The sequence below is a fragment of the Nocardioidaceae bacterium genome, assembly GCA_018672315.1.
Lineage (GTDB): Bacteria > Actinomycetota > Actinomycetes > Propionibacteriales > Nocardioidaceae > TYQ2.
Genome location: CP076053.1, coordinates 896901 through 918980 on the forward strand (window position 1 = coordinate 896901; position 22080 = coordinate 918980).

20 protein-coding genes and 3 tRNA genes are annotated in these 22080 nt (G+C 71.3%); 11 read left to right on the forward strand and 12 right to left on the reverse strand.

The annotated features are described in order from the left end of the window. Positions 1-32: 32 nt before the first annotated feature. Entirely contained in the window at positions 33-2378 is a 2346-nt protein-coding gene (locus KLP28_04215; GenBank protein ID QWC85946.1) for an NADP-dependent isocitrate dehydrogenase, read from the reverse strand. Positions 2379-2433: 55 nt separating this feature from the next. Here KLP28_04215 and KLP28_04220 point away from each other — a divergent pair, with 55 nt between their 5' ends. Then, on the forward strand, positions 2434-3420 hold the full coding sequence (locus KLP28_04220) for a malate dehydrogenase (GenBank protein QWC85947.1): 987 nt from the start codon (positions 2434-2436) through the stop codon (positions 3418-3420). 57 nt (positions 3421-3477) lie between these two features. On the opposite strand, the gene KLP28_04225 is transcribed toward KLP28_04220, so the two are convergent. From KLP28_04225 to KLP28_04235, 3 genes are all read right to left on the reverse strand, one after another. Continuing rightward, positions 3478-4773 (reverse strand): DUF1501 domain-containing protein, encoded by a 1296-nt coding sequence (locus KLP28_04225; protein ID QWC85948.1) that lies wholly within the window; start codon positions 4771-4773, stop codon positions 3478-3480. After that, entirely contained in the window at positions 4770-6236 is a 1467-nt protein-coding gene (locus KLP28_04230) for a DUF1800 domain-containing protein (protein QWC85949.1), read from the reverse strand. Before KLP28_04230 ends, KLP28_04225 begins: the two co-directional genes overlap by 4 nt. 84 nt (positions 6237-6320) lie before the next feature. Next, on the reverse strand, positions 6321-7817 hold the full coding sequence (locus KLP28_04235; GenBank protein ID QWC85950.1) for an NAD(P)/FAD-dependent oxidoreductase: 1497 nt from the start codon (positions 7815-7817) through the stop codon (positions 6321-6323). Between the two features lie 178 nt (positions 7818-7995). Here KLP28_04235 and KLP28_04240 point away from each other — a divergent pair, with 178 nt between their 5' ends. The 4 genes from KLP28_04240 to KLP28_04255 all read left to right on the forward strand — a co-directional run bounded on the left by KLP28_04240 (position 7996) and on the right by KLP28_04255 (position 11359). After that, entirely contained in the window at positions 7996-9396 is a 1401-nt protein-coding gene (locus KLP28_04240) for a mycothione reductase (GenBank protein QWC85951.1), read from the forward strand. Between the two features lie 118 nt (positions 9397-9514). Next, entirely contained in the window at positions 9515-10567 is a 1053-nt protein-coding gene (locus KLP28_04245; GenBank protein QWC85952.1) for an ATP-binding protein, read from the forward strand. After that, positions 10560-10991 (forward strand): CrcB family protein, encoded by a 432-nt coding sequence (locus KLP28_04250; protein QWC85953.1) that lies wholly within the window; start codon positions 10560-10562, stop codon positions 10989-10991. Before KLP28_04245 ends, KLP28_04250 begins: the two co-directional genes overlap by 8 nt. Then, positions 10988-11359, forward strand: coding sequence for a CrcB family protein (locus KLP28_04255; GenBank protein ID QWC85954.1), 372 nt, complete (start codon positions 10988-10990; stop codon positions 11357-11359). Before KLP28_04250 ends, KLP28_04255 begins: the two co-directional genes overlap by 4 nt. 4 nt (positions 11360-11363) lie before the next feature. Here KLP28_04255 and KLP28_04260 read toward each other — a convergent pair whose 3' ends face one another. Then, entirely contained in the window at positions 11364-11744 is a 381-nt protein-coding gene (locus KLP28_04260) for a metallopeptidase family protein (protein ID QWC85955.1), read from the reverse strand. A 62-nt stretch (positions 11745-11806) separates the two neighbouring features. Between KLP28_04260 and KLP28_04265 the strand changes: the two genes are divergently transcribed. The 3 genes from KLP28_04265 to KLP28_04275 all read left to right on the forward strand — a co-directional run bounded on the left by KLP28_04265 (position 11807) and on the right by KLP28_04275 (position 12240). Then, a tRNA-Glu gene (locus KLP28_04265) sits at positions 11807-11879 on the forward strand. 81 nt (positions 11880-11960) lie between these two features. After that, a tRNA-Asp gene (locus KLP28_04270) sits at positions 11961-12037 on the forward strand. A 129-nt stretch (positions 12038-12166) separates the two neighbouring features. Continuing rightward, a tRNA-Phe gene (locus KLP28_04275) sits at positions 12167-12240 on the forward strand. A gap of 74 nt (positions 12241-12314) precedes the next feature. Here the strand turns inward: KLP28_04275 and KLP28_04280 are convergent. After that, on the reverse strand, positions 12315-12611 hold the full coding sequence (locus tag KLP28_04280; protein ID QWC85956.1) for a DUF4333 domain-containing protein: 297 nt from the start codon (positions 12609-12611) through the stop codon (positions 12315-12317). Between the two features lie 146 nt (positions 12612-12757). Further along, on the reverse strand, positions 12758-14959 hold the full coding sequence (locus KLP28_04285; protein QWC85957.1) for a hypothetical protein: 2202 nt from the start codon (positions 14957-14959) through the stop codon (positions 12758-12760). A 215-nt stretch (positions 14960-15174) separates the two neighbouring features. Between KLP28_04285 and KLP28_04290 the strand changes: the two genes are divergently transcribed. From KLP28_04290 to KLP28_04300, 3 genes are read left to right on the forward strand one after another with little or no spacing between them, the layout of a single operon-like run. Continuing rightward, a complete protein-coding gene (locus tag KLP28_04290; GenBank protein ID QWC85958.1) occupies positions 15175-16509 on the forward strand; it encodes a serine/threonine-protein phosphatase in 1335 nt (444 codons plus the stop codon). After that, the gene (locus KLP28_04295; GenBank protein ID QWC85959.1) at positions 16506-16817 is read left to right on the forward strand and encodes a YrhK family protein; all 312 of its coding nucleotides are present in this window, start codon (positions 16506-16508) and stop codon (positions 16815-16817) included. Before KLP28_04290 ends, KLP28_04295 begins: the two co-directional genes overlap by 4 nt. A 26-nt stretch (positions 16818-16843) precedes the next feature. After that, entirely contained in the window at positions 16844-17668 is an 825-nt protein-coding gene (locus KLP28_04300) for a hypothetical protein (protein QWC85960.1), read from the forward strand. Positions 17669-17701: 33 nt separating this feature from the next. Here KLP28_04300 and KLP28_04305 read toward each other — a convergent pair whose 3' ends face one another. The 5 genes from KLP28_04305 to purM all read right to left on the reverse strand — a co-directional run bounded on the left by KLP28_04305 (position 17702) and on the right by purM (position 22048). Next, positions 17702-19084 carry a sodium:proton exchanger gene (locus KLP28_04305; GenBank protein ID QWC85961.1) on the reverse strand — a complete coding sequence of 461 codons (1383 nt, stop codon included), beginning with the start codon at positions 19082-19084 and terminating at the stop codon, positions 17702-17704. A 67-nt stretch (positions 19085-19151) separates the two neighbouring features. Further along, positions 19152-19955, reverse strand: a complete 804-nt coding sequence (locus tag KLP28_04310; protein QWC85962.1) for an SDR family oxidoreductase — start codon at positions 19953-19955, stop codon at positions 19152-19154. A gap of 136 nt (positions 19956-20091) precedes the next feature. Further along, positions 20092-20292 carry a BldC family transcriptional regulator gene (locus KLP28_04315; GenBank protein ID QWC85963.1) on the reverse strand — a complete coding sequence of 67 codons (201 nt, stop codon included), beginning with the start codon at positions 20290-20292 and terminating at the stop codon, positions 20092-20094. A 336-nt stretch (positions 20293-20628) separates the two neighbouring features. Then, a complete protein-coding gene (locus tag KLP28_04320) occupies positions 20629-20826 on the reverse strand; it encodes a DUF3073 domain-containing protein (protein QWC85964.1) in 198 nt (65 codons plus the stop codon). A 136-nt stretch (positions 20827-20962) separates the two neighbouring features. After that, positions 20963-22048 carry a phosphoribosylformylglycinamidine cyclo-ligase gene (gene purM, locus KLP28_04325; GenBank protein QWC85965.1) on the reverse strand — a complete coding sequence of 362 codons (1086 nt, stop codon included), beginning with the start codon at positions 22046-22048 and terminating at the stop codon, positions 20963-20965. Between the last annotated feature and the right edge of the window lie 32 nt (positions 22049-22080).

Sequence of the window (22080 nt, forward strand, 5' to 3'; positions counted from 1 at the left end):
TGCTGGCCGTCCGGCGCGGCCGGACGCCTGCCTCAGCGCTGCTCGAGGTCTGCCAGTGCCTTGTTGAAGGTCTCCGACGGGCGCATCACCGCGGACACCTTCTCGGGGTCCGGGCGGAAGTAGCCACCGATGTCGACCGACTGGCCCTGCACCGCGTTGAGCTCCTCCACGATCTTCTGCTCGTGCTCACCGAGGGTGTCCGCGACCTCGCGGAAGGCCTCGGCCAGGTCTGCGTCCTCGTCCTGGCCGGCGAGCTCACGGGCCCAGTACAGGGCGAGGTAGAAGTGGCTCCCGCGGTTGTCGAGCTCGCCGACACCACGCTTGGGCGAGCGGTCCTCGTCGAGGAAGGTGCCCGTGGCGCGGTCGAGGGTCTCGCCGAGGATGCGGGCGCGGGCGTTGTCGGTCTTCTCCGCGAGATGACCGAAGCTCTCGCTCAGCGCGAGGAACTCGCCCAGGCTGTCCCACCGCAGGTGGTTCTCGTCGACCAGCTGCTGCACGTGCTTGGGCGCCGATCCGCCCGCGCCGGTCTCGAAGAGCCCGCCGCCGCGCATCAGGGGCACCACCGAGAGCATCTTGGCGCTCGTGCCCAGCTCGAGGATCGGGAACAGGTCGGTGAGGTAGTCGCGCAGCACGTTGCCGGTCACCGAGATCGTGTTCTTGCCCTCGCGGATGCGGGAGACCGAGGTGCGGGTGGCCCCGACGTAGTCGTCGATCGTGATGTCGAGGCCCTCGGTGTCGTGCTCGGCCAGGTAGGTCTCGACCTTCGCGATGAGGTTGGCGTCGTGCGCACGCTCCCGGTCGAGCCAGAAGATCGCCGGGTCGCCGGTGGCACGGGCCCTGCTGACGGCGAGCTTCACCCAGTCGCGGATCGGCTCGTCCTTGGTCTGGCACATGCGCCAGATGTCGCCGGGGGCGACCTCGTGCTCGAGGATCACGGTCTCACCGTCGGTGCCGAGGACCTTGACGGCGCCGGCCTCGGAGATCTCGAAGGTCTTGTCGTGGGAGCCGTACTCCTCGGCCTTCTTCGCCATCAGACCGACGTTCGGTACCGAGCCCATGGTGGCCGGGTCGTACGCGCCGTTCTCGCGGCAGTCGTCGATGACGACCTGGTAGAGACCCGCGTACGAGCTCTCCGGGATCACCGCGAGGGTGTCGTCCGTGTCGCCGGTCGGGCCCCACAGCTGCCCGCCGTTGCGGATCATCGCCGGCATCGAGGCGTCGATGATGACGTCGCTCGGCACGTGCAGGTTGGTGATGCCCTTGCGGTCGTCGACCATCGAGAGCCGGGGTCCCTGCTCCTTGCCCTGCTCGATGGCCTGCTCGATGGCCTGCCGACCCTCGGGGTCCTGGGCGTCCAGCTCCTTCTCCAGCGTGGCGAGGCCGTCGTTGGCGGAGTAGCCGAGCTGCTCGAGCGTGGTGCCGTGCTCGGAGAAGAGCGCGGGGAAGAAGGCGCGGACGGCGTGGCCGAAGATGATCGGGTCGCTGACCTTCATCATCGTGGCCTTGAGGTGGAGCGAGAAGAGCACGTCGCGGCGCTTGGCCTCCGCGATCGCCTCGGCGAGGAAGTCGTCGAGCGCAGCGGCGCGCATCACGGCGGCGTCGACGACCTCGCCGGCCTCGACCTGCACCTCCTTGAGCACCTGTGGCTCGCCGGCGGCGGGGTGGAGCTCGATGCGTACGGTGCCAGCCGCCTCGCACACGTGCGACTGCTCGGTGTGGGCGAAGTCGTCGGCCTCCATGGTGGCGACGTCGGTCGCGGAGTCCTTGCTCCACTCACCCATCCGGTGCGGGTTCTTGCGGGCGTAGCCCTTGACCGACTCGGGGGCACGGCGGTCGGAGTTGCCCTCGCGCAGCACCGGGTTGACCGCGGAGCCCTTGGCGACGTCGAACTTCGCCTTGGTCTCGCGCTCCTCGTCGGTCTTCGGCTCCTCGGGGTAGTCGGGGAGGTCGTAGCCCTGCTCCTGCAGCTCGGCGATGCAGCGCTTGAGCTGCGGCAGCGACGCGGAGATGTTCGGCAGCTTCACGATGTTGGCCGCGGGCGTCTTCGCGAGCTCGCCGAGCTTCTCGAGCTCGTCGTCGATGCGCTGCTCGTCGCTCATCCGCTCGGGGAACTGCGCGATCACGCGGCCGGCGAGGGAGATGTCGCGGGTCTCGACGTCGACGCCGGCCGTGGAGGCGTACGCGGAGATCACCGGCAGGAACGAGTAGGTCGCCAGCATCGGCGCCTCGTCGGTCTCGGTGTAGATGATGGTGGAGGCGTCGGCCTCCTGGCCTGGGCTGGCGTTGTCGCTCACGCTCACGACGGTATCCCGGCGCCTCCCTTCTACTCCACCGGTACGGCCCCGGTCGGCGCTGCTAGCGTCGAGCCGATCAGCCATCGCACTCCCGACACAGTCCAGACCCCGTCCAGACATCGAAGCTCCAGGAGACCCCGTGACCTCTCCCGTCAAGATCGCCGTGACCGGTGCCGCCGGCCAGATCGGCTACAGCCTGCTGTTCCGCATCGCTGCGGGTGAGCTGCTCGGCAAGGACACCCCCGTCCAGCTGCAGCTGCTCGAGATCACCCCGGCCCTCAAGGCGCTCGAGGGTGTGGTCATGGAGCTCGACGACTGCGCCTTCGGCACCCTCGCCGGCGTCGAGATCGGCGACGACCCGCGCAAGGTCTTCGACGGCGCGAACCTGGCGCTGCTCGTGGGCGCGAAGCCGCGTGGCAAGGGCATGGAGCGGGCGGACCTGCTGGAGCAGAACGGCGCGATCTTCACCGACCAGGGCAAGGCGCTGAACGAGGTCGCCGCCGACGACATCCGCGTCGGCGTGACCGGCAACCCCGCCAACACCAACGCGCTGATCGCGATGACCAACGCTCCCGACATCCCGCAGTCGCGCTTCTCCGCGCTCACCCGTCTCGACCACAACCGCGCCCTGTCGCAGGTGGCGACCAAGACCGGCGCGGCCGTCAGCGACATCACGAAGATGACGATCTGGGGCAACCACTCCGCGACGCAGTACCCCGACGTCTACAACGCCGAGATCGGCGGCCGGCCGGCCGCCGAGGTCATCGACGACGAGGCGTGGATCGCCGACGACTTCATCCCCACCGTCGCGAAGCGCGGCGCCGCGATCATCGAGGCCCGGGGCTCGTCCTCTGCTGCGTCGGCCGCCTCGGCGACGATCGACGCCGCCCGCGACTGGCTGCACGGCTCCCCCGAGGGTGACTGGGTCTCGATGGCGGTCGTGTCCGACGGCTCCTACGGCGTGCCCGAGGGCCTCATCTCCTCGTTCCCCGTGACCACCCGCAACGGCGACTGGGAGATCGTCGAGGGTCTCGCGATCTCCGACTTCTCCCGCGAGCGCATCGACGCCAGCACCGGCGAGCTCGCCGAGGAGCGCGACGCCGTCAAGGGTCTCGGCCTGATCTGATCCCGCGCCCCTGAGAGGTCACTTCTCGCGGTCCGCGAGAAGTGACCTCTCGGCGCGTCAGGCCATGAGGCCGAGGGGGGCGTACGAGAGCCCGGGGAAGACCCGCGCCACCGAGCGGTCCGGGAAGCGCCGGGTGAGCACCTCCCCGAGCACCTGCCGGTAGTCCGTGGTGACCTGCAGGTCCCCGTCGATCAGGGACCCCTGTCCCAGGCCGGGCCACTCGCCGAGGTAGCGCCCGCCGCGCACGCCACCACCCATCACGAGCATCGCGTTGCCCCAACCGTGGTCGAGACCGCGGGAGCCGTTCTCGGCCACCCGTCGCCCGAACTCGCTGATGGTCACGAGCGTGACGCGGTCCGCTGTCGGGCCGAGGTCACGGAAGAAGGCGTCGACGGCCAGCGCCATCCCACCGAGCTTGTCCTGCATGGGACCCCACTCGGTGGTGCCGTAGTTGGCGTGGTGGTCGAAGGAGCCGTAGTCCAGCGAGACCACCTCGACGCCGATGTCGGCCTTCACGAGCTTCGCGGTGTCGCGCAGCGCGTCGCCGAGCGGTTTGCCGGGCCAGCTGGTCGGATACGCCGCGGCCGGCGCGTACGCCGCGTCCCCGACCGCCGCCAGCCGCGTGCTGGCGCGGACCGCCGTGCGGGCTGCGCGCCCCAGCGGGCCCTTGTCGCGAGCCCAGGCGCGCGCGAGGCTGCGCCGTCGCTGCGTGGGCATCGAGGAGTCCTCGTCCAGCCCGGAGATCTCGAAGCCGTCCAGGTTGCTGCACGCCACGGTCGGGACCGGACCGCTCATCATCGTCGGCACGATCGAGGCGTTGAGGTGCATCGCCTGCCACGGCTGCACGGTCGGGTCGAGTCCGACCATGCGGTTCACCCACCCGCGGCGCTCCCGGGAGGTGGGGTCCGCGTCCTCGACCGCCTCCATCGCCGCGAAGTGCGACCGGTTGGGCATCTCCAGACCGACGGCGTGCACCGCGGCCAGACGGCCGGTGTCCCACATCGGCTGCAGCGGCGCGAGCGAGGGGTGCAGGCCGAACATCGCGTCCTTCGCCAGGAGGCTGCGGGTCGGCACGGCGATCGTCGGCCTCGCCGCGGCGTACGCGGGGTCGCCGTGCGGCACGACCATGCCGAGGCCGTCGATGCCGCCGCGGAGGCTGAGCACGATCAGCACGTTGCCGCCGCTGGAGGCGCCGTACGCCGTCTGACGCACGGTGTCGCCGAAGACCGCGGTGGTGGCGATGCCCGTCGCCGCCGCTGCCTGCAGGAAGCGTCGCCGCGAGAGGCCCTCGACGGCAGCCAGCTCGTCGCAGCAGTCGTCGCCGGGCCCGAGCGGAGGAGTGGAGGAGGTCATCGCGTCATGTGCTCCGGTGAGTCGAGGAGGGCGCCGACGAGCTTCACCCAGATCCACCCCTGGCTGAGCACCTGGTGACCGGGGGTGATCATCTCGCGGGGCGGGGTGTCGGTGGCCTGGCAGGCCATTGCGAGGAGCCGGCGGGTGGAGCGTCGTCCGAGGAGGGTGCGGCACAGGTGGTCCACCAGCTGGTCGAAGCGCAGCGGCAGGCCGGGCAGGAACTCCTCGGGCGTGCGGTAGGCGACCCCCTCACGGGGCCACCACCCCGCCGTCATCGCCCAGTGGAAGCCGAAGCTGTTGACCATGCGCGTCGGGGAGCACCACGGGTCGTTGCGCTCCGGCGGCCCGTCGGGGCGCGGCCACTGGTAGGCGGCGACGCTGCCGTGGGTCCAGGCCATCGTGATCGCGAAGCTCTCCTCGCCCCCGGGGGCGCTCAGCCGCGGCTCCAGCACCCGCAACGTCGCGACGAGGTCCTCGTGCGGCGTCCGCACCTTCGCGCCGACCGAGCGCCGGAACTCCGCGGAGGCGACCAGCCGCCGCAGGACGGGGGCGATCCGGGTGTCCTCGGCGAGGTAGGTCGCAGCGAGGTCCCGGACGAGCTCGGGGTGGGGGTCGTCGTCGACGAAGCGGAGCACGAGCTTGGTGGCGATGGTCCGGGCCGTCGCCGGGTGGCGGGCCAGGTGGCGCAGGTAGGCGTCGCAGACCGCGCGACCGTCGGCGTCGGCGTTGGGGTGGGTGAAGCCGAGCACGCTCACCGGTACGGTGGTGTGCTTCGAGGGCGTGTAGCGCCCCTCCCAGCCGCCGTCGTGGGCGACGTCCCACCCCGAGAGGATGACGGCGGAGTCCTTGACCATCTGCTCGGAGTAGCCGGCGACCAGCCCGACGGTGTGCAGCTCCAGGAGCTCGCGGCCCTGGTTCTCGTTGACCGCGCCCCGCGCCGAGCGCCAGTTGTCCAGGAACAGCGTCATGGCCGGGTGGGTCGAGGCCGCGACGAGCAGGTCCTCGAAGCGGCCGAGGGCGTGCGTACGCAGCACCGACTGGTAGTCGTAGCGGTGCATCCAGGCCAGGTCGGCAGCCGCTCCCACGTGCAGGTGGTTGGCCCAGAAGTCGGTCATCGTCTCGGCGACGACGCGCCGCGTGTACGTCCTGCGCAGCAGCTGCAGGTTGCCGAAGTCCCGCGCGAACTCCCAGGCGGCCTTGCGCCGGCTGTCGTTGCTGTCCCGTTTCGCCGCCGCGCTCCAGGCCTGGTCGGCGAACCAGGACTCGACCTCGGCGACCCGCGGGGACTCGGGCACGCTCTCGGGCTGCAGCTGCCGCTCGAGCCACGCGGCGGGGCTGCCCGCTGCACGGAGGTCGGCGTACGCCTGGGCGCCCAGGCCGGTGCCGAGCCGGGTCAGGTAGTGACGCCCCAGCCGGCTCGGGACGTACGTCGCCCGGCGAGGGCGAGGACGGTAGCGGGGCACGCCCGCAGTGTGGGCGGCGCGAACGGGCCGGAGGGCCCGAATCGGTGAAACTTCACCCTCGCGCCCGCCTCACGACGCGTACGGTCAGGCGGTCTCGACCAACGACTCCTCGCGGACCCCGCGCTCGTGGTTGTCGGTCAGACGGATCTCCTCCCGCGCCTGGGCCTCCAGGCGCGCGCGCTGCTCGGCGTACTCGCCCGGCTCGCTGACGAGGTCGGTGGTGCCGCGCTCGAGCATGCCGAGCGCCTGCCTGGCGAAGATCTGCTGCTCGGTGGCGGTGCGCTCCGACCTGTCGTTGAGCACGAAGGTGATCGCCCAGTGGCCCAGTGCGGAGAGCTGGTTCTTGAAGCCCGTCAGGTAGATCAGGTGCACCGCGAGCCACATCAACCAGGCGATGAAGCCGGTGATCCTGATCTTGCCGACCAGGGCGATGGCACTGAACCGCGAGATCGTGGCCATGGAGCCCTTGTCGAAGTAGGAGAAAGGCTTCTGCGGGCTCTTGTCCTTCAGGCGGCGGTCGATCTCCTTCGCGCTGTACTTCGCGCCCTGGATCGCCACCTGGGCCACGCCCGGCAGGTTGTCGAGGTCGATCATGTCGCCGACGCAGAAGATCTCCGGGTGACCGGGCAGGGTCAGGTCCGGGTTGACGCCGATGCGGCCGGCGCGGTCGAGCGTCGCACCCGTCTTGTCGGCCAGCACCTTCGTGATCGGAGCAGCCTGCACGCCCGCGGCCCACACCTTGGTGACCGACTCGATGCGGCGCTTGGTGCCGTCCTTGTCCTGCACGACCAGGCCCTGCTCGTCGACGTCGACGACCATCGCCCCGAGCTGCACCTCGACTCCGAGGTTCTCCAACGACTTCTGCGACCAGGCGCCGAGCTTCTCACCGAAGGGAGGCAGCACCTGGTCGGCCGCATCGACGAGGATGACCCGGGCGTGACGGGTGTTGATGTGCCGGAAGTCCTTCGGCAGCGTCTTGTGCGCCAGCTCCGCGATCTGGCCCGCCATCTCCACGCCGGTCGGGCCGGCGCCGACGATCGTGAAGGTCAGCAGTCGCTGGATCTCCTCCTCGTCGTCGGAGAGCTCGGCGAGCTCGAAGGCGCCGAAGATGCGACCCCGCAGCTCCAGGGCGTCGTCGACGGACTTCATGCCGGGCGCGAACTGCGCGAACTCGTCGTTGCCGAAGTAGGACTGGCCGGCACCGGCCGCGACGATCAGGGAGTCGTACGGCGTCACCGTCTCGCGGCCCAGCACCTGGTGGGTGACGGTGCGCTCCTCGACGTCGATGTCGACGACGTTGCCGAGGAGGACCCGGGCGTTCTTCTGCTTGGCCAGGATCTCCCGGGTCGGGGGCGCGATCTCGCCCTCGCTCAGGATGCCGGTCGCGACCTGGTAGAGGAGCGGCTGGAAGAGGTGGTGGCTGGTCTTGGCGATCATCGTCACCTCGACGTCGGACCGCTTGAGCGCCTTCGTGCCGAAGAGCCCACCGAACCCCGAGCCGATCACCACCACGCGGTGCTTGTCGTGCTCGCGGGCGGTCGCCACGGTGCTGTGCTGCTGCTCGGGCTGCTGCTCGGCCATGCTCACTCCTCGACCCGTCGGGGTCCTCGCTCGTGTGGTGCCGCGGCTCAGGCCGCACCCGCGTTGTACCCATCCTCCCGCGCCCGCGTACGCCCGGATCAGATGTCGTCGGTCACCGTCCCGCGGCACACGGCATGACCCGGGGGTGAGTGCGGGCCCGGCGGGCAGGATGGTCGCCGTGACGCACTACGACCTGCTCGTGATCGGCTCGGGTTCGGGCAACATGCTGCTCGACAGCCGGTTCGACAACCTGAGGACGGCCATCGTCGAGCGCTCCACGTTCGGCGGAACCTGCCTGAACGTCGGGTGCATCCCGACGAAGATGTACGTCTGGCCGGCCGACATCGCGGCCTACGCGGGCGACGGCCCGCGCCTGGGTGTCGACACCGCGATGCGGGGCGCACGGTGGGTCGACATCCGCGACCGTGTGTTCGGTCGCATCGACGCGATCTCGCACTCGGGCCTGCAGTACCGCGACAGCCTCGAGAACGTCGAGGTGCTCCGGGGTCACGGTCGGTTCGTCGGTGACCGACGGCTGACGGTGACCGACACCGACGGTCAGGACGTGACCGGCAGCCCCGAGGGCGAGATCACCGCCGACCGCATCGTGGTCGCCACCGGCTCCAGGGTCTCCGTCCCGCCGATCGAGGGGCTGGAGGAGGCCGGCTACGAGACCTCCGACACCGTGATGCGGCTCGACGCCCAGCCCGAACGGATCGTGATCATCGGCGGCGGGTTCGTCTCGTGCGAGTTCGCGCACGTCTTCCACGCCCTGGGCACCGAGGTGGTGCAGGTGCAGCGGGGACCCCGCTTGCTGATGGCGGAGGACGACGACGTCTCGGCGCGCATCACCGACATCGCGTGCCGCGCGTGGGACGTGCGCCTCGGCGTCACCGTCGACCGGGTCGAGCCAGGGCGCGACGGCGCCGACCACGTGCTGCACCTGAGCAACGGGGAGACGCTCGAGGCGGACACGATCCTGGTGGCGACCGGGCGCGACCCGAACACCGACGACATGGGCCTGGACCTCACCGGGGTCGAGGTCGACGACGACGGACTGATCGTGACCGACGAGTTCCTCCGCGCCGCCGAGGGTGTCTTCGCGCTCGGCGACTGCCGTACGCCCTGGCAGCTCAAGCACGTCGCGAACCTCGAGGCGCGTCTGGTCGGCGACAACCTCGCTTCCCCCGAGGACATGCGCGCGCTGCCCGACCTCCCCGTCCCCCACGCCGTCTTCACCCACCCCCAGATCGCGTCGGTCGGCGCCACCGAACGGGAGCTGGTGGAGCAGGGGCGCGCGTACGAGAAGAAGGTGCAGGACTACGCCGACATCGCCTACGGGTGGGCGATGGAGGACACGACCGGCTTCGCCAAGCTGCTCGCGGACCCCGACACCGGCCTGCTGCTCGGTGCGCACCTGATCGGCCCCCAGGCCTCGGCCCTGATCCAGCCCCTGATCCAGATGATGAGCCTGGGTCAGACGACGCAGGAGGTGGCCCGCGGCCAGTACTGGATCCACCCCGCCCTCCCCGAGCTCGTGGAGAACGCCCTGCTGGGTCTCGAACAGCGCCCCAAGTAAGGCGCATTCGCCGCATCTCGGCCGATTCGCTGTGGTTTACTCCTCGACGAGTGCATGTCCATGCCTCGGGTCGGACTGGGACCCTTCGATGAGTGCGAGGCGGATCGGGAGGACCACCGTGCACCCTGGGCACGACGAGCTCCACCTCGAGGCGGTCCCCGCCAGCGTGGGGCAGGCGCGGCGCATGGTGGCCGCGACGCTGCACTCCCTCGGTCGTGAGGACCTCGTCGGCAGCGCCCAGCTCGTGGTCTCCGAGCTCGTCACCAACGCCCTCCTGCACGGGGTCGCGCCGGTCACCGCCCGCGTCCGCGGCACACGCGCCCATCCGCGCGTGGAGATCAGCGACGCGTCGATGCGTCTGCCCCGGCTGCCCGAGGCGCCGCTCCCCCTCACCGAGGCCGTGCGTCCCACCGGCGCTCTGCCTGCAGGTGGCGCCCTGACCTTCGCCCCGGAGGAGGTCGACGCCCTGCTCCGCGAGGAGCTCGACCTGCTCTCGATGGGGGGTCGTGGAATCCGGCTGGTGATCACCTACAGCGCCGCGTGGGGCATCCATCGCACGACCGGGTGCAAGACGGTCTGGTTCGAGCCCTCGGCCGAGCCACGGACGGACGCACCGAACGAGATCCAGGTCTTCGAGACGATCGAGGACGAGACCCTGCCGCTGCCGCGGGCACGCCGGTCGCTCGACGACCTGTCTCCGGCGACGGGGCCACAGGTGATGCGGCACGTACGCCTGGTGAACGCGCCCGTCCGGCTGATCGCCGCCGTCCGCAGCCACTACGACGACCTGCAGCGCGAGATCCGCCTGATCGGCCTGCAGTACGGTCGGGCCGCCGCGACGCTGCCCCGTCACCTCTTCGAGCAGGCCGCCCACCCCGAGCTGCACCGGTTGCGGGCCTTGGGGGTCGAGCAGGTCGAGCAGGCGGTCCTCGTCGGTCGTGACCACGCGGACCTCGACTACGAGGTCGCCCCCGCGGACGCCGCCGTGTTCGCCCGCACCGTGGCCCTGTTCCTGGAGGCCGACGAGTTCTGCCGGCGCGAGCGGCTCCTCACCCTCGCCCTGACCGAGCGCCAACGGGCCGCGGTGATCTGGTTCGTCGACCAGGTGGTCTCCCAGGTGGCCGGACGGGCCCCCTGTGCCTGGGACGAGGCCGTCGACGCCCGTGCCTGACCGCGCACCCGAGGACCCGGCGCAGCAGGACCCCGCCTCACCGGTGGCGTCGACAGCCGCGCTCGTGGCCGCCGGGGGCGCACTCGGCGCCCTGCTCCGTCAGGCCGCCTCCGAGGCCCTGCCCCTGACGGCCGTGCCGTGGTCGACGGCTGCGGTCAACGTGGCCGGGTCGCTCCTCCTGGGTCTGCTCGTCGGCCGGCTGACGGTCCGACCCGGCCCGCGGTGGCTGAAGCCGACCGTGGGGACCGGCGTGCTCGGCGGGTTCACGACCTTCAGCACCTTCGCGGTCGACACGTCCCTGCGTCTGCCCGACCACACGGCCACGGCCGGGGCGTACGTCGCCCTCACCGTCGTCGGCGCCGTCGCGGCGGCGGGCGTGGGACTGGCCGCCGGCAGGCTGCTGGGTCGGCGGGGGCCGTCGTGACAGCGCTGCTGGTGATGCTCGGCGGGGCCGTCGGGGCGGCCGGCCGCTACCTGTGCGACCGGTTCGTCTCGTCCCGTGCGCCGCGCGACCTCCCGGCCGGGACGTTGGCGGTGAACCTGCTCGGGAGTCTCGCCCTGGGGCTGCTCACCGGCCTGCTGGTGACGACCGGCTCCGCGTACGCCGTGCTCGGGACGGGCGTCTGCGGCGCGTTCACCACCTGGAGCACGCTCGCCGTGGAGACGGTGGAGCTGCTGCGGGGGCGGCCGGCGCTCGCGGTGGCGTACCTGGCGGCGACGCTCCTCGGCGGCCTGTCGCTCGCCACGGTGGGTCTCCTCGCGACGGGTGCCCTGACGCCCGTGACGTCCTGACGTCCTAGGCCCAGCCGAGCTCGTGGAGCCGGTCGTCGTCGATGCCGAGGTGGTGCGCCAGCTCGTGCACCACGGTCACCCGGATCTCCTCGGCGACGTGCTCCTCGTCCTCGCAGTAGCGCAACGTCGGTCCGCGGTAGACGAGCACGACGTCGGGCGGCTGGAAGGTGTACGTGTCGCCGCGGTCGGTCAGCGCGTTGCCGACGTACAGGCCCAGCAGGTCCGGGTCGTCGGCCGGCGGCTCGTCCTCGACGAGCACGGCGACGTTGTCGATCATCGCGGCGAGCTCGGCAGGCAGCGTGTCGAGCGCGTCGGCCACGAGCTGCTCGAACCGCTCGCGCGACATCTCGACCCCGACGGTGGGCGGTCCGTCGCGTTCGGTCATCACTCCCGCATCCTCCCAGGCGCCCCTCGCCGGGCCCGTTCGCTTATGCTGGGCACGTCCCGGCCCCCATCGTCTAGCGGCCCAGGACCCCGCCCTTTCACGGCGGTAGCACGGGTTCGAATCCCGTTGGGGGTGCGATTCGCGGCCCTGGCGGGCCGTGGGTTAGAGTTCCATCCGTCCGCGCGACACGGCGAGAGCTGTGTGCCGGACGTACGAGGCCCCGTAGCGCAGTTGGTTAGCGCGCCGCCCTGTCACGGCGGAGGCCGCGGGTTCGAGTCCCGTCGGGGTCGCCATCGCAGCGCCTCGGACCACACGGTCCGGGGCGCTGTCTCGTTGCTGCCCGGTTCCGGCGGTGGTCCGGGTGCGAGACCGGAGCCCTCGCCGATGCGCCCCGACCGCGTGCGGTATCGTTCCCCTCGCTCGGGCAGGTAGCTCAGTTGGTACGAGCGTCCGCCTGAAAAGTGGAAGGTCGGCGGTTCGACCCCGCCCCTGCCCACGAGCACGAGGGCCGCAGTGGTGATCCACTGCGGCCCTCGTCATGTCCGGCAGTGTCCGGTTCCTCCCCAGTCGTCAGTTCACCTGCTGCGCGACCTCGATGGCGAAGCGCACGGTGTCGCCCTCGACCGAGGTGACCTGCACCATGACGTCGATCGTCTCGCCGCCGGCGCCCAGCACGCAGGTGGTCTCGGCGCCCACCTCTGCCGCGAGGTCGCCGGGGCAGTCGACGGAGTCGGGCTCCTGCCCCACCTGCCGCGCGAGCTGGCTGCTGACCTGCTGCTCGAGGTCGGCCTGGGTGACCGACGAGGCGGAGCACCCCGCGAGCAATGCGAGCACGGGCAGGACGAGGACGGGCACGATGGGTCGCACGGCGGCACCTTCTGGTCGGGCCGCCCGGCACGACGTGGCAGGTCAGCTCCTCGTTCTACCGCGAACACCGGTGCCGGGGCAACGAGATCGACGTACGTTCTCGCGTCCTGAGGAGGTGCGCCGCGCCGGAGCCCGGCGAACCCCGGTCAGCCTCGGCCGGCGCGCACCTGACGCGCGCACGACGCCAGCGACAGGCGCTTGTCGTCACCGCGGTCGACGTACACCTTCGTCCGGGTGAACACCTCGCCCTTGACGCCGCAGGTGAGCGTGTAGCGCTCCCGACGGTCACGTGTCGTCCGTGTCCGTGCGTCGAAGAGGTCGCTGGTCAGGGCGTAGCGCTGTCCCGGCACCGCGGTGTAGTTGACGACCCGGAGCACGTACTCCCCCGCCCTGGCGTCGACGACCTCCGCGCTCTCCTTCTCCCCGGGGGCGTTGGCCGAGGAGCCCACGAGCGTCAGGTCGGCGCCGTCACGGCGGTAGACCTCGAGGTCCAGATCGTCGGGCAGCGGCCAGGACAGCCCCACCCGCAGCAGGTCCGTGCGGCGGGACACCGTCAGCGCGGTGTCGGTGTGGGCCGACGGCGCCGGCACCGTGCCGTTGTCGGTGACGGACTTGAACGGGGTCCGCGCCAGCCTCTCGACCGTGCGCCCCTTCACCACGGGCCGCGTCGACGGGTTGACCACCCATCGGAACGCGCCGCCGCGGCTGCGCAGCGTCGAGGAGATGGACTCCTTCACCGAGGACTCCCACGTCGGGGTGTTGAAGGTCTTGCGGAGCCGCAGCACCGCTTTCCTCGGCAGGGTGCCGCGCAGCACGGCGGATGCGTCGGTGTCGCCCGCGTGCTCGAGCGCCAGCAGGTACGCCTCGCGGTTGCCCTCCAGGGCGCCGTCCCCGGCGTACTCGGTGACGACCTCCGCGAACGGTGGGTGGAACTCGTCCTCGCCGATCTCGAAGGTGTAGCCGAAGCCTCCGGTGGCGTTGTAGGACCAGTCCTCGGTGGTGCCCGTGGTGTCGTAGAGCTCCCACCCGTGGATGTTCTGGTAGCCGTTCGCCTCGGTCATCCTCCGACCGAGCTGCCGAAGCGCCCGCTCGTCCGGGGCGTCACCGACGGGGTCGCCGTCAGGACCGATCGTGGTCGGCGCGACGCCGTTCGGCCGCAGCACGAGGTTGGAGAAGGTGTGGTTCGAGATGAGCATCGTCACCTGCCGCGAGGCGACGAGGTCACGGATGTTCTGCGTCTCCGGCTCACTGAACGGCGCAGGCCCTCGATAGGTCGGGTTCAGCGGCCCACCGAGGCTGTCGCCGGTGTCGGGGGTGTCCCCCGCCGCTCCTGGTCCGCCCCAGAAGCCGGAGTAGTTGCGGTTCAGGTCCGTGCCGACGCCGAACCCGCCGGGACTCGTCACCGTGGCCCGGCACGAGCCGGCCGGGAGGCTCGTCACCCCTGCCACGCTGCAGTTCTTGCGCTTGTACGCCTGTCCCGGCGTCGCGAGCACCGACGTGCTCCCGTCCAGCGGGTCGATGTCGTTGGCGTCGCGCAGGTCCACGAACTCACCGTCGGTGCGCGAGAGGCGGAAACCGTCGACGTTGACGACCGGGACGACGACAGTCCGCGCGCGGCTCGCCAACCGTGTGATGCGCTTGTTCGAGCCGACGTTCTTCACCAGGTCGCGGGCGAACTCCATCGCCAGCTCACCGGAGGGCCACTCGCGGGCGTGGTGCACGCCCATCAGCAGGAACGTGGGCCGCCCGTCGTCGACCCGCTTGACGTTGCGGGCGATCTCGACGCCGTAGACGGTGCGTCCCTCGACGGACTCGTGCGGCAGCTCGATGAGCGAGACCAGGCGCGGGTTCTTCTGGGCGAGCTGCCTCATCTCGCGGTTGTAGTCGGCGAGCGTGCGGTAGGACGTGCGCCCCGAGGGCAGCGCGCTGCGGCGCGTGGCAGCCGCGTACGCCTTGTCCATACGTGCGACCTGGACCGCGCGACGCACCAGGTCGCGGATCTCGACCTCGTAGTCGAACTTCGCCGCCTCGAGCGCGAGCCGGTCGGCCACGGTGTGCAGCACCACCTCGACGTAGTCGCGGCCGGCGTGCTCGGTGAGGTCCAACCCCAGGGCCTGGAGGCGCTCCTTATCCGACCGCAGGGGCGTGAGCACCCGGACGAGCGAGACCGGAGACTCCTCCATGGTCGCGTCGGCGGCGCGGGTCTGCTCCCCGGCTGCCGGGACCGCGGCCGAGCCGACGACGGCGGTCGCGGTGGTCGCGGTGGTCGCGGTGGTCGCGGCCAGGGCGATGCCCGCAAGGGGTGCCAGCAGGCGGCGGGAACGGGCGGAGCGGGGACTGCGACTCACGGGGACTCCTCGTGCGGGCGGCGTCGTCGCCGATCCTCGGACCGGTCTTGACCAGGGGTGTGAGCCACATGATGGAGGGAGAAGCCGCGCATCTGGGTGATTTGACGACAAGCCTGGCCGATTCGGTGCCTCGTGTCGCTTCCCGACCCACACCCTCGGGTGCCCCTGCCGCGCCCGACCGACCTGCGAGGTCCTGTCGTCGCTACGGTCGGGCAATGGTCGATGTCGCTGAGCCACGCAGGGGCCTCCGGGCGGATCCGGCTGACGGTCCGCGTCCGACCTCTCGGTCGGGATTCTTCGCCGAGGCTCGGCAACGGCCCCCCGAGGAGATCGTCGAGGTGCTCGTCGACCACGTCGCGCGCGAGGGCGCTCTCGTCGCCGAGGTGTGGCTCGTCGACGTGCAGCAGGAGTCGTTGCAACCGTTCCCCGCCCGGTCCGGCGGGTCCACCTCCGCGCCGATGTCGCTCGAGGGCACCCTCGCAGGGCGGTGCTACCAGGACGGCACGGTCGTCGTCAGCGGCGTCGAGGACCCTGCTGAAGACGCCTCGGGGGACTGCAGGTCCACCGAGAGCTGGTTCCCGCTCCGCCGGGGCGCCGAGCGCCTCGGCGTCGCCCGGGTCCGGTCGGCCGAGCCGCTGCGCGCCGAGACGCTGGACCGGCTCGACGACCTCTTCGACGCCTTCGTGCACGTCGTCACCTCGACCGCGGTCGTCTCGGACGCCCTGGTGCGCGCCCGGCGCACCGAGCCCATGGGTCTCGCGGCGGAGATCCAGTGGTCGATGATGCCGCCGCTGAGCTGGGAGGACCGCCGCGTGACCGTCTCGGCCGTGCTCGAGCCGGCGTACGACGTCGCCGGCGACTCGGTCGACTACAACGTCGACGGGCGGCAGGTCAGCCTGGGCATCTTCGACGGCATGGGCCACGGACTCGGGAGCGCTCGGATGTCCTCGCTCACCGTCAACGCCTACCGCAACCGCCGCCGCGCGGGCCTGGTCCTGCCCGAGCTCGCGACGGCGCTGGAACAGGTGCTGCGGGAGACGTTGCTGGTCCAGGAGGGCTTCACCACCGCCGTGCTCGCCGAGCTCGACCTCGACGACGGCACGGTCCGCTGGGTCAACGCCGGCCACCTCGATCCGCTGCTGTTCCGTGACACCCGCTACGCGGGACCGCTGCTGGCCCGGGAGCGGCAGCGGCCCCTGGCCCTGGCGATGACGGCCGAGGAGGTTGACGGGCAGGAGCCCCGCGAGCTCGAGATGGGCCACGCGATGCTGCAGCCCGGCGACGCCGTGCTCCTCTTCACCGACGGCGTCACCGAGGCCCGCGACGCCGAGGGCGAGCAGTACGGGGTCGAACGTCTCTGCGACCGCGTCTCAGCGCACCTGTCCAGCGGTCTCGCGGCCCAGGAGATCATGAGGCGCATCTCGCGGTCGGTGCTCGAGCACTGCGGCGGGCGCCTCGACGACGACGCGACGCTGCTGCTCGTACAGTGGCACGGCCCTGACTCCGGTGAACCCGAGGTCGGAGAACCCGTCGTGGGAGGAGAGGCGTGAACCCGCTCGAGATCGACCTGCCCGGTGGCGACCGTGAGCTGGTGCTGCGACGTCGCTACGAGACCGCCAGCATCCTCAACGACCTCCTCATCGCGGTGTGGTTCATCGTCGGCAGCGTGCTCTTCTTCGACGAGGCGACGGCCACGGCGGGCACCTGGCTCTTCCTCATCGGGTCGGTCCAGCTCGCCGTGCGCCCCTCGATCCGCCTGGCCCGGCGTACGCATCTGGTGCGGCACCGCCGGGCCCACGGCAGCCCACGCCGGTCCTCCATCGAGGACGACGGACACGAGGACGACGGCGACTACTGACACCGCGGCGGGGGCACGAGGTGCCCATGCCGGAGCTGCCCGAGGTCGAAGCCGCCCGTTCGGTCGTCGAGCAGCACGCGCTGCAGCGCGAGATCAGCGACGTCGACGACCACGACACCTACGAGTGCCGCCCCCACGACCCGGGCGAGATCAAGGACGCCCTGGTCGGGCTGCACGTGGTGGCGGCGAACCGGGTCGGCAAGCAGATCTTCCTCGCCACGGCCGAGCCCGACGGCACGCCGGGCGCGACGCTCGGCATCCACCTGGGGATGAGCGGCCGCATCCTCGTCAGCGGCCCTGACGGGTCCGACGGTGTCGAGGGGGGCGACTACCTCGGCTCCGACGGCCAGGCCCACCGGGCGCGCAAGGAGGAGTGGTACCGCTTCTCGCTCGACTTCGTCGACGGCGGCCGGTTGCGGCTCTTCGACAAGCGCCGACTCGGTCGCGTGGTGCTCGATCCCGACCTCGAGGCGCTCGGTCCCGACGCCGAGCGCGTCGGACGGGACGACTTCCGCGCTCTGCTGGCAGCCAGCTCGACCGCGGTGAAGACCCGGCTGATGGACCAGGGCGCCCTCGCCGGGATCGGCAACCTGCTCGCCGACGAGATCCTGTGGCAGTGCGCGCTCGACCCCCACCGTCCGGCCGAGGACCTCACCGAGGACGAGGCCGACGCCGTCCGCCGAGCGATGCGCAAGGCCATCCGGGACGCCCATGCCGCCGGCGGCGTGCACCACGGCGAGATCATCCCCCACCGCCAGGCCGGGGCGGCGTGCCCACGGTGCGGAGCGGAGATGGTGAAGGGCACCGTCGGCAGCCGGACGACCTGGTGGTGCTCGGCGGAGCAGGCCTGAGGTCGCCGACTCCTGGGGTCCAGCGTGCTGTGTTCAGCGGGCGAACCCGGACTCCGCGGCCTCGTGGTCGTCGTCCTCCGCGAGCACCGTCATGTCGCCGGTGAAGCCGTCGCGGACCACGCGCCAGGTGTCACCGCGTCGCCACACCATGCGTCCGATCGCCATCGCGAGGTAGACCACCGACAGCGCGATGATGACCGTGCGGTTCCAGTCGGGCAACGCGATGCTGACGGTGAACTGCGTCAGGAAGAGCGCCAGCAGCACTCCGGCTCCCCGCCATCCCAGCCGGCGCTCGATGAGCAGCGAGACCGCGAACAACGACTGCGAGGCGGTGATGAGCAGCTCGAACCGCTGCTCGGTGTCCAGCGGGAGGCCGTCGAACGTGCCGGCCGACAGCGCGAAGACAAGCGGCAGCCCACCCACCAGCAGGGTCCACTGGTTCACCTTGCTGGACAGCAGCGCGCCGAGGGAGTTCGAGGCCTTCAGGCGCGCGGCGTACAGGCAGGCGACGATGAGCTCGGGCGACTCGCTGGCCAGGGGCGCGACCCACTGCACGAGCACGAACTGGTTGATCCCGAGGTCCGTGCCGGTCTCCACCAGCGACTCGGCGAAGTGCTCGGCGCTGCACAGGATCACGAGCGCCGCGAATGCGAACATGCCGGCCACCGTGAGGCGGCGTCGGCGGCGCTGCTGGCTCCCGAGGTAGAGCGAGGTGCCCATCAGGTCCGGCTCCTCGGCGGGGATACGGGTCAGGCGCCACGCGTACGCCACGAAGATGCCGACGAAGACACAGAAGTCGAGGAGCGTCACCGACTCCTTCAGCGGCAGGGTCAGGGAGTAGACCGTCGCCAGGCCGAGGAACGCGACCTCGGCCGACATGGTGCGCGGCAGTCGGACCTCACCGGACCGCGTCGAGGCGGACTGGCTGTGCGATGCGTCCGCCCCACCTCGGCGCGCACGCGCGACGGCGATCGCCGCGACCAGCACCACCAGCGGCCAGCCGACACCGACGAGCACCCGGTTGGCGCCGGTCATGTTGGCGAGCGCGAGGCCGCACACGTTCGGCACCCCGCTGCCGCCGCCACCACCGTCGCCCACCGTGCCACCGCACTTGACCGTGAACACGAAGTCGACGGCGTACTCCGGCAGCACGGCCAGCAGTGCCAGCAGCGCGAGCGCCAGCCCGGCGTTGATGTCGACCTGGATGGCCTCCGCGGCCCAGGAGAGCAGGAACGCGGCGCCGACGATCGCGACGCCGTACACCACCGCCAGCATCGGCGCCGGGAGGTCGGGGGCGGGGAGGCCGAGATAGGCGGCCAGGCCGAGGTAGGAGCCCGGCAGCGCCACGAGGGCCGCGACCGGCAGCTGCAGGGGGAAGCGCGTCCGCGGCTCGGCGGTGGGGGCGACGGACGTCATGGACGGATGTTGCCCCTGGCAACCTCATTGCATGCCGCGACCTGGTTGCGCACGACCGGGCCCGGGGTCAGCTGCGGGTGATGAGCTTGTTGGCCAGCCGCGAGGCCCACCCCGGTGAGACCGACGAGACCCCTGCCAGCACCTTCGTCTGGGGTCCCACCGGGTGGTGCACGGCACGGGTCGCACGACGCAGCCGGCTCGGGCGGACGGCCGCCAGCACCCCCGCCGCGACGTCGTCGGGCCCGAGTCGGATCCCCAGCCGGTCGATCGCGCCGCTCGCCGCCCCGTCGGTCATCGCCGTCGCCACGAAGAGCGGCCACACGTCGACCACCCGGATGTCGTGAGGACCCCACTCGAGGTCGAGCGCCTCGGTGAGGCCGCGGACGAAGAACTTGGTGGCCGAGTAGCAGGCGAGCTCCGGCTGACCGTAGATCGCGGACGCCGAGGCCATGTTGACCATCGTCGCGGTGCCGTGCTCCGCCGCCGTCCGGCGCAGGTGCTCGAAGCCTGCGTGCGCACCGTTCAGCACCCCCTTGCAGTTGACGTCGACCTGCCGGTGCAGGTCCGCGGGGTCTGCGTCGGCGAACCGCCCGAAGGTGGCGACGCCTGCGTTGTTCACCAGGACGTCGAGGCGGCCGCGCTCCGCGACCACCTGCCCGAGCGCGGCGGAGAAGGCGTCCGCGTCACGCACGTCGAGGACGCCGGTGGTGCAGGCCGCCCCGAGATCGGACAGCTCGTCGCCGAGAGTGGAGAGACCGGACTCGTCGAGGTCGTACGCGCCGACGTCGTACCCCTCGCGGGCGAAGCGTAGGGCGGTGGCACGGCCGATGCCGGCGGCGGCACCGGTGACGACGACGAGGGGTCTGCTCATGCCCTTGGTCTACCAGTCCGGCACGGGCCCCGTCCGGATCCGCTCCGGACGCACCACGAGGGCGCCACCCGTGCAGGGTGACGCCCTCGAGAGGTCGAAAGCGCGAGAGAGTCCGCTCACCGAGCGGGCAGCGGGATCAGCCCGCGACGCCGCCCATGCCCTCGAGCAGCTTGCGTACCTCGGACTCGCGGTAGCGGCGGTGGCCACCGAGCGTGCGGATCGAGCTCAACTTGCCGGCCTTGGCCCACCGGGTGACGGTCTTGGGGTCGACGCGGAACATCGCAGCAACCTCAGCGGGGGTCAGGAGCGCTTCGGTCTCACTGGGGCGCGAGTTCATGGGATTCTCCTAGCGGTGAGCAGTACATCTCGGTCATTGGGCGGATACCTCTCGGCGTGCACGAGTCTGGCACCTCGACGGGGACGACGTTCACCGATTACGTCAAGACGCTCGGGGCGCACACGGTGAAATCTAGCAATCTCACCCGACGTATCGCCATGAATCGGACAGTTCCGACTTGATCACGATCACCCGGAGCGCCCCGGATGCGACGGGGACGAACCGGACGACTGGTCCAGAACGACGCGGTACGACCGTCTCACTGCTCACGAGACACGTCGACGCCGGGGACCTCGGCAAAGAATCACCGCGGTGCCCGGCGTCGTGCGCGCGCGTTCAGTCGCGCTCGGCGTAGTCCGACCACGGATCGGCATCGCCGTCCGGGTCAGCGCCGGTGTCTTCCTGCTCCTCGACCTGCTCGCCAGACTCACCGCGCAGCTCTCGCGCCAGTGCACCGAAGTCGGTGTCGTGGGTCTGGTACTTCAGGTTGCGAGCGACCTTCGTCTGCTTAGCCTTCGCTCGGCCGCGCCCCATAGGGTCGACCCCCTCGATCGTGTGCCTTCGTCCGTGGCCTGGACTCTACCTGCCGTGCCCTGGTTTCCGTATCCGGGCACACGGCGTCACGCGTCACAGACGCTCCCACGCCTGACCCGGTCGCGTCCAGCGCCTCTCACCAGCCGTCGTACGCGCCGTGCATCGTGACGCCCCCAGCTTCGGCCTCGCCCGCGTCGCGGACCTCGCCGAGGACCCAGGTGTCGACCCCGTGCCCGGTCAGCAGCGCCTGGGCGGCATCGACCTGGTCGGCGGGGAGCAGCGCCACCATGCCGACTCCACAGTTCAGCGTGCGCTCGAGGTCGGCGAGCTCGACGTCGCCCACGCGGCGCACGAGGTCGAAGACGGGAGCGGGCGTCCAGCTGGCACGGTCGAGGTGCGCGTGCAGCTCCTCGGGCAGCACCCGCGCGAGGTTCTCGGCCAGACCTCCACCGGTCACGTGGCTCATGGCGTGCACGCCGACCGAGCGCGTCAGGTCCACGCATGCCTTCGCGTACACCCGGGTCGGCTCCAGGAGCTCCTCCCCCAGCGTGCGGCCGAGCTCGGGCACGTCACGGTCCAGGCTCCAGCCGGCCCGCTCGAGCAGCACGTGGCGCACCAGCGAGTAGCCGTTGGAGTGCAGCCCCGAGGAGGCCATCGCGAGCACCACGTCGCCTGGGCGTACGCGGCCCGGCCCGAGCAGGCGCTCGGCCTCCACCACGCCGGTGGTGGAGCCGGCGACGTCGTATTCGTCCGGCCCGAGGAGCCCTGGGTGCTCCGCGGTCTCGCCGCCCACGAGCGCACAGCCGGCCGCCACGCACGCCTCGGCGATGCCCTGGACGATGCTGGCGATGCGCTCCGGCACGACGCGGCCGGTCGCGATGTAGTCGGTGAGGAACAACGGCTCCGCCCCGCACACCACCAGGTCGTCCACGAGCATCCCGACCAGGTCGAAGCCGATCGTGTGGTGGGTGTCCATCGCCTGGGCGATCGCGACCTTCGTCCCGACGCCGTCGGCGGAGGAGGCGAGCAGCGGTCGGTCGTACGCCTTCAGCGCCGAGGCGTCGAAGAGCCCCGCGAAGCCGCCGATGCCACCGATCATCTCGGGCCGTCGAGCCTTCTCGACCCAGACCTTCATCAGCTCCACGGCCTTGTCGCCGGCGTCGATGGAGACACCGGCGGCCTCGTACGTCGCGCCGTCTCGCTGCGGGTCGCTCTGACTCACGGGGACTCCCGTCGGTGGTGGGGGCGTCGGTG

Coding starts and splice junctions, on each gene's coding strand:
- KLP28_04215 (QWC85946.1), bottom strand. CDS start 2,378: ATGGCTGATCGGCTCGACGCTAGCAGCGCCGACCGGGGCCGTACCGGT.
- KLP28_04260 (QWC85955.1), bottom strand. CDS start 11,744: ATGACCGAACGCGACGGACCGCCCACCGTCGGGGTCGAGATGTCGCGC.
- KLP28_04235 (QWC85950.1), bottom strand. CDS start 7,817: ATGGCCGAGCAGCAGCCCGAGCAGCAGCACAGCACCGTGGCGACCGCC.
- KLP28_04315 (QWC85963.1), bottom strand. CDS start 20,292: ATGAACTCGCGCCCCAGTGAGACCGAAGCGCTCCTGACCCCCGCTGAG.
- KLP28_04300 (QWC85960.1), top strand. CDS start 16,844: ATGCCGGAGCTGCCCGAGGTCGAAGCCGCCCGTTCGGTCGTCGAGCAG.
- KLP28_04290 (QWC85958.1), top strand. CDS start 15,175: ATGGTCGATGTCGCTGAGCCACGCAGGGGCCTCCGGGCGGATCCGGCT.
- KLP28_04310 (QWC85962.1), bottom strand. CDS start 19,955: ATGAGCAGACCCCTCGTCGTCGTCACCGGTGCCGCCGCCGGCATCGGC.
- KLP28_04305 (QWC85961.1), bottom strand. CDS start 19,084: ATGACGTCCGTCGCCCCCACCGCCGAGCCGCGGACGCGCTTCCCCCTG.
- KLP28_04320 (QWC85964.1), bottom strand. CDS start 20,826: ATGGGGCGCGGCCGAGCGAAGGCTAAGCAGACGAAGGTCGCTCGCAAC.
- KLP28_04225 (QWC85948.1), bottom strand. CDS start 4,773: ATGACCTCCTCCACTCCTCCGCTCGGGCCCGGCGACGACTGCTGCGAC.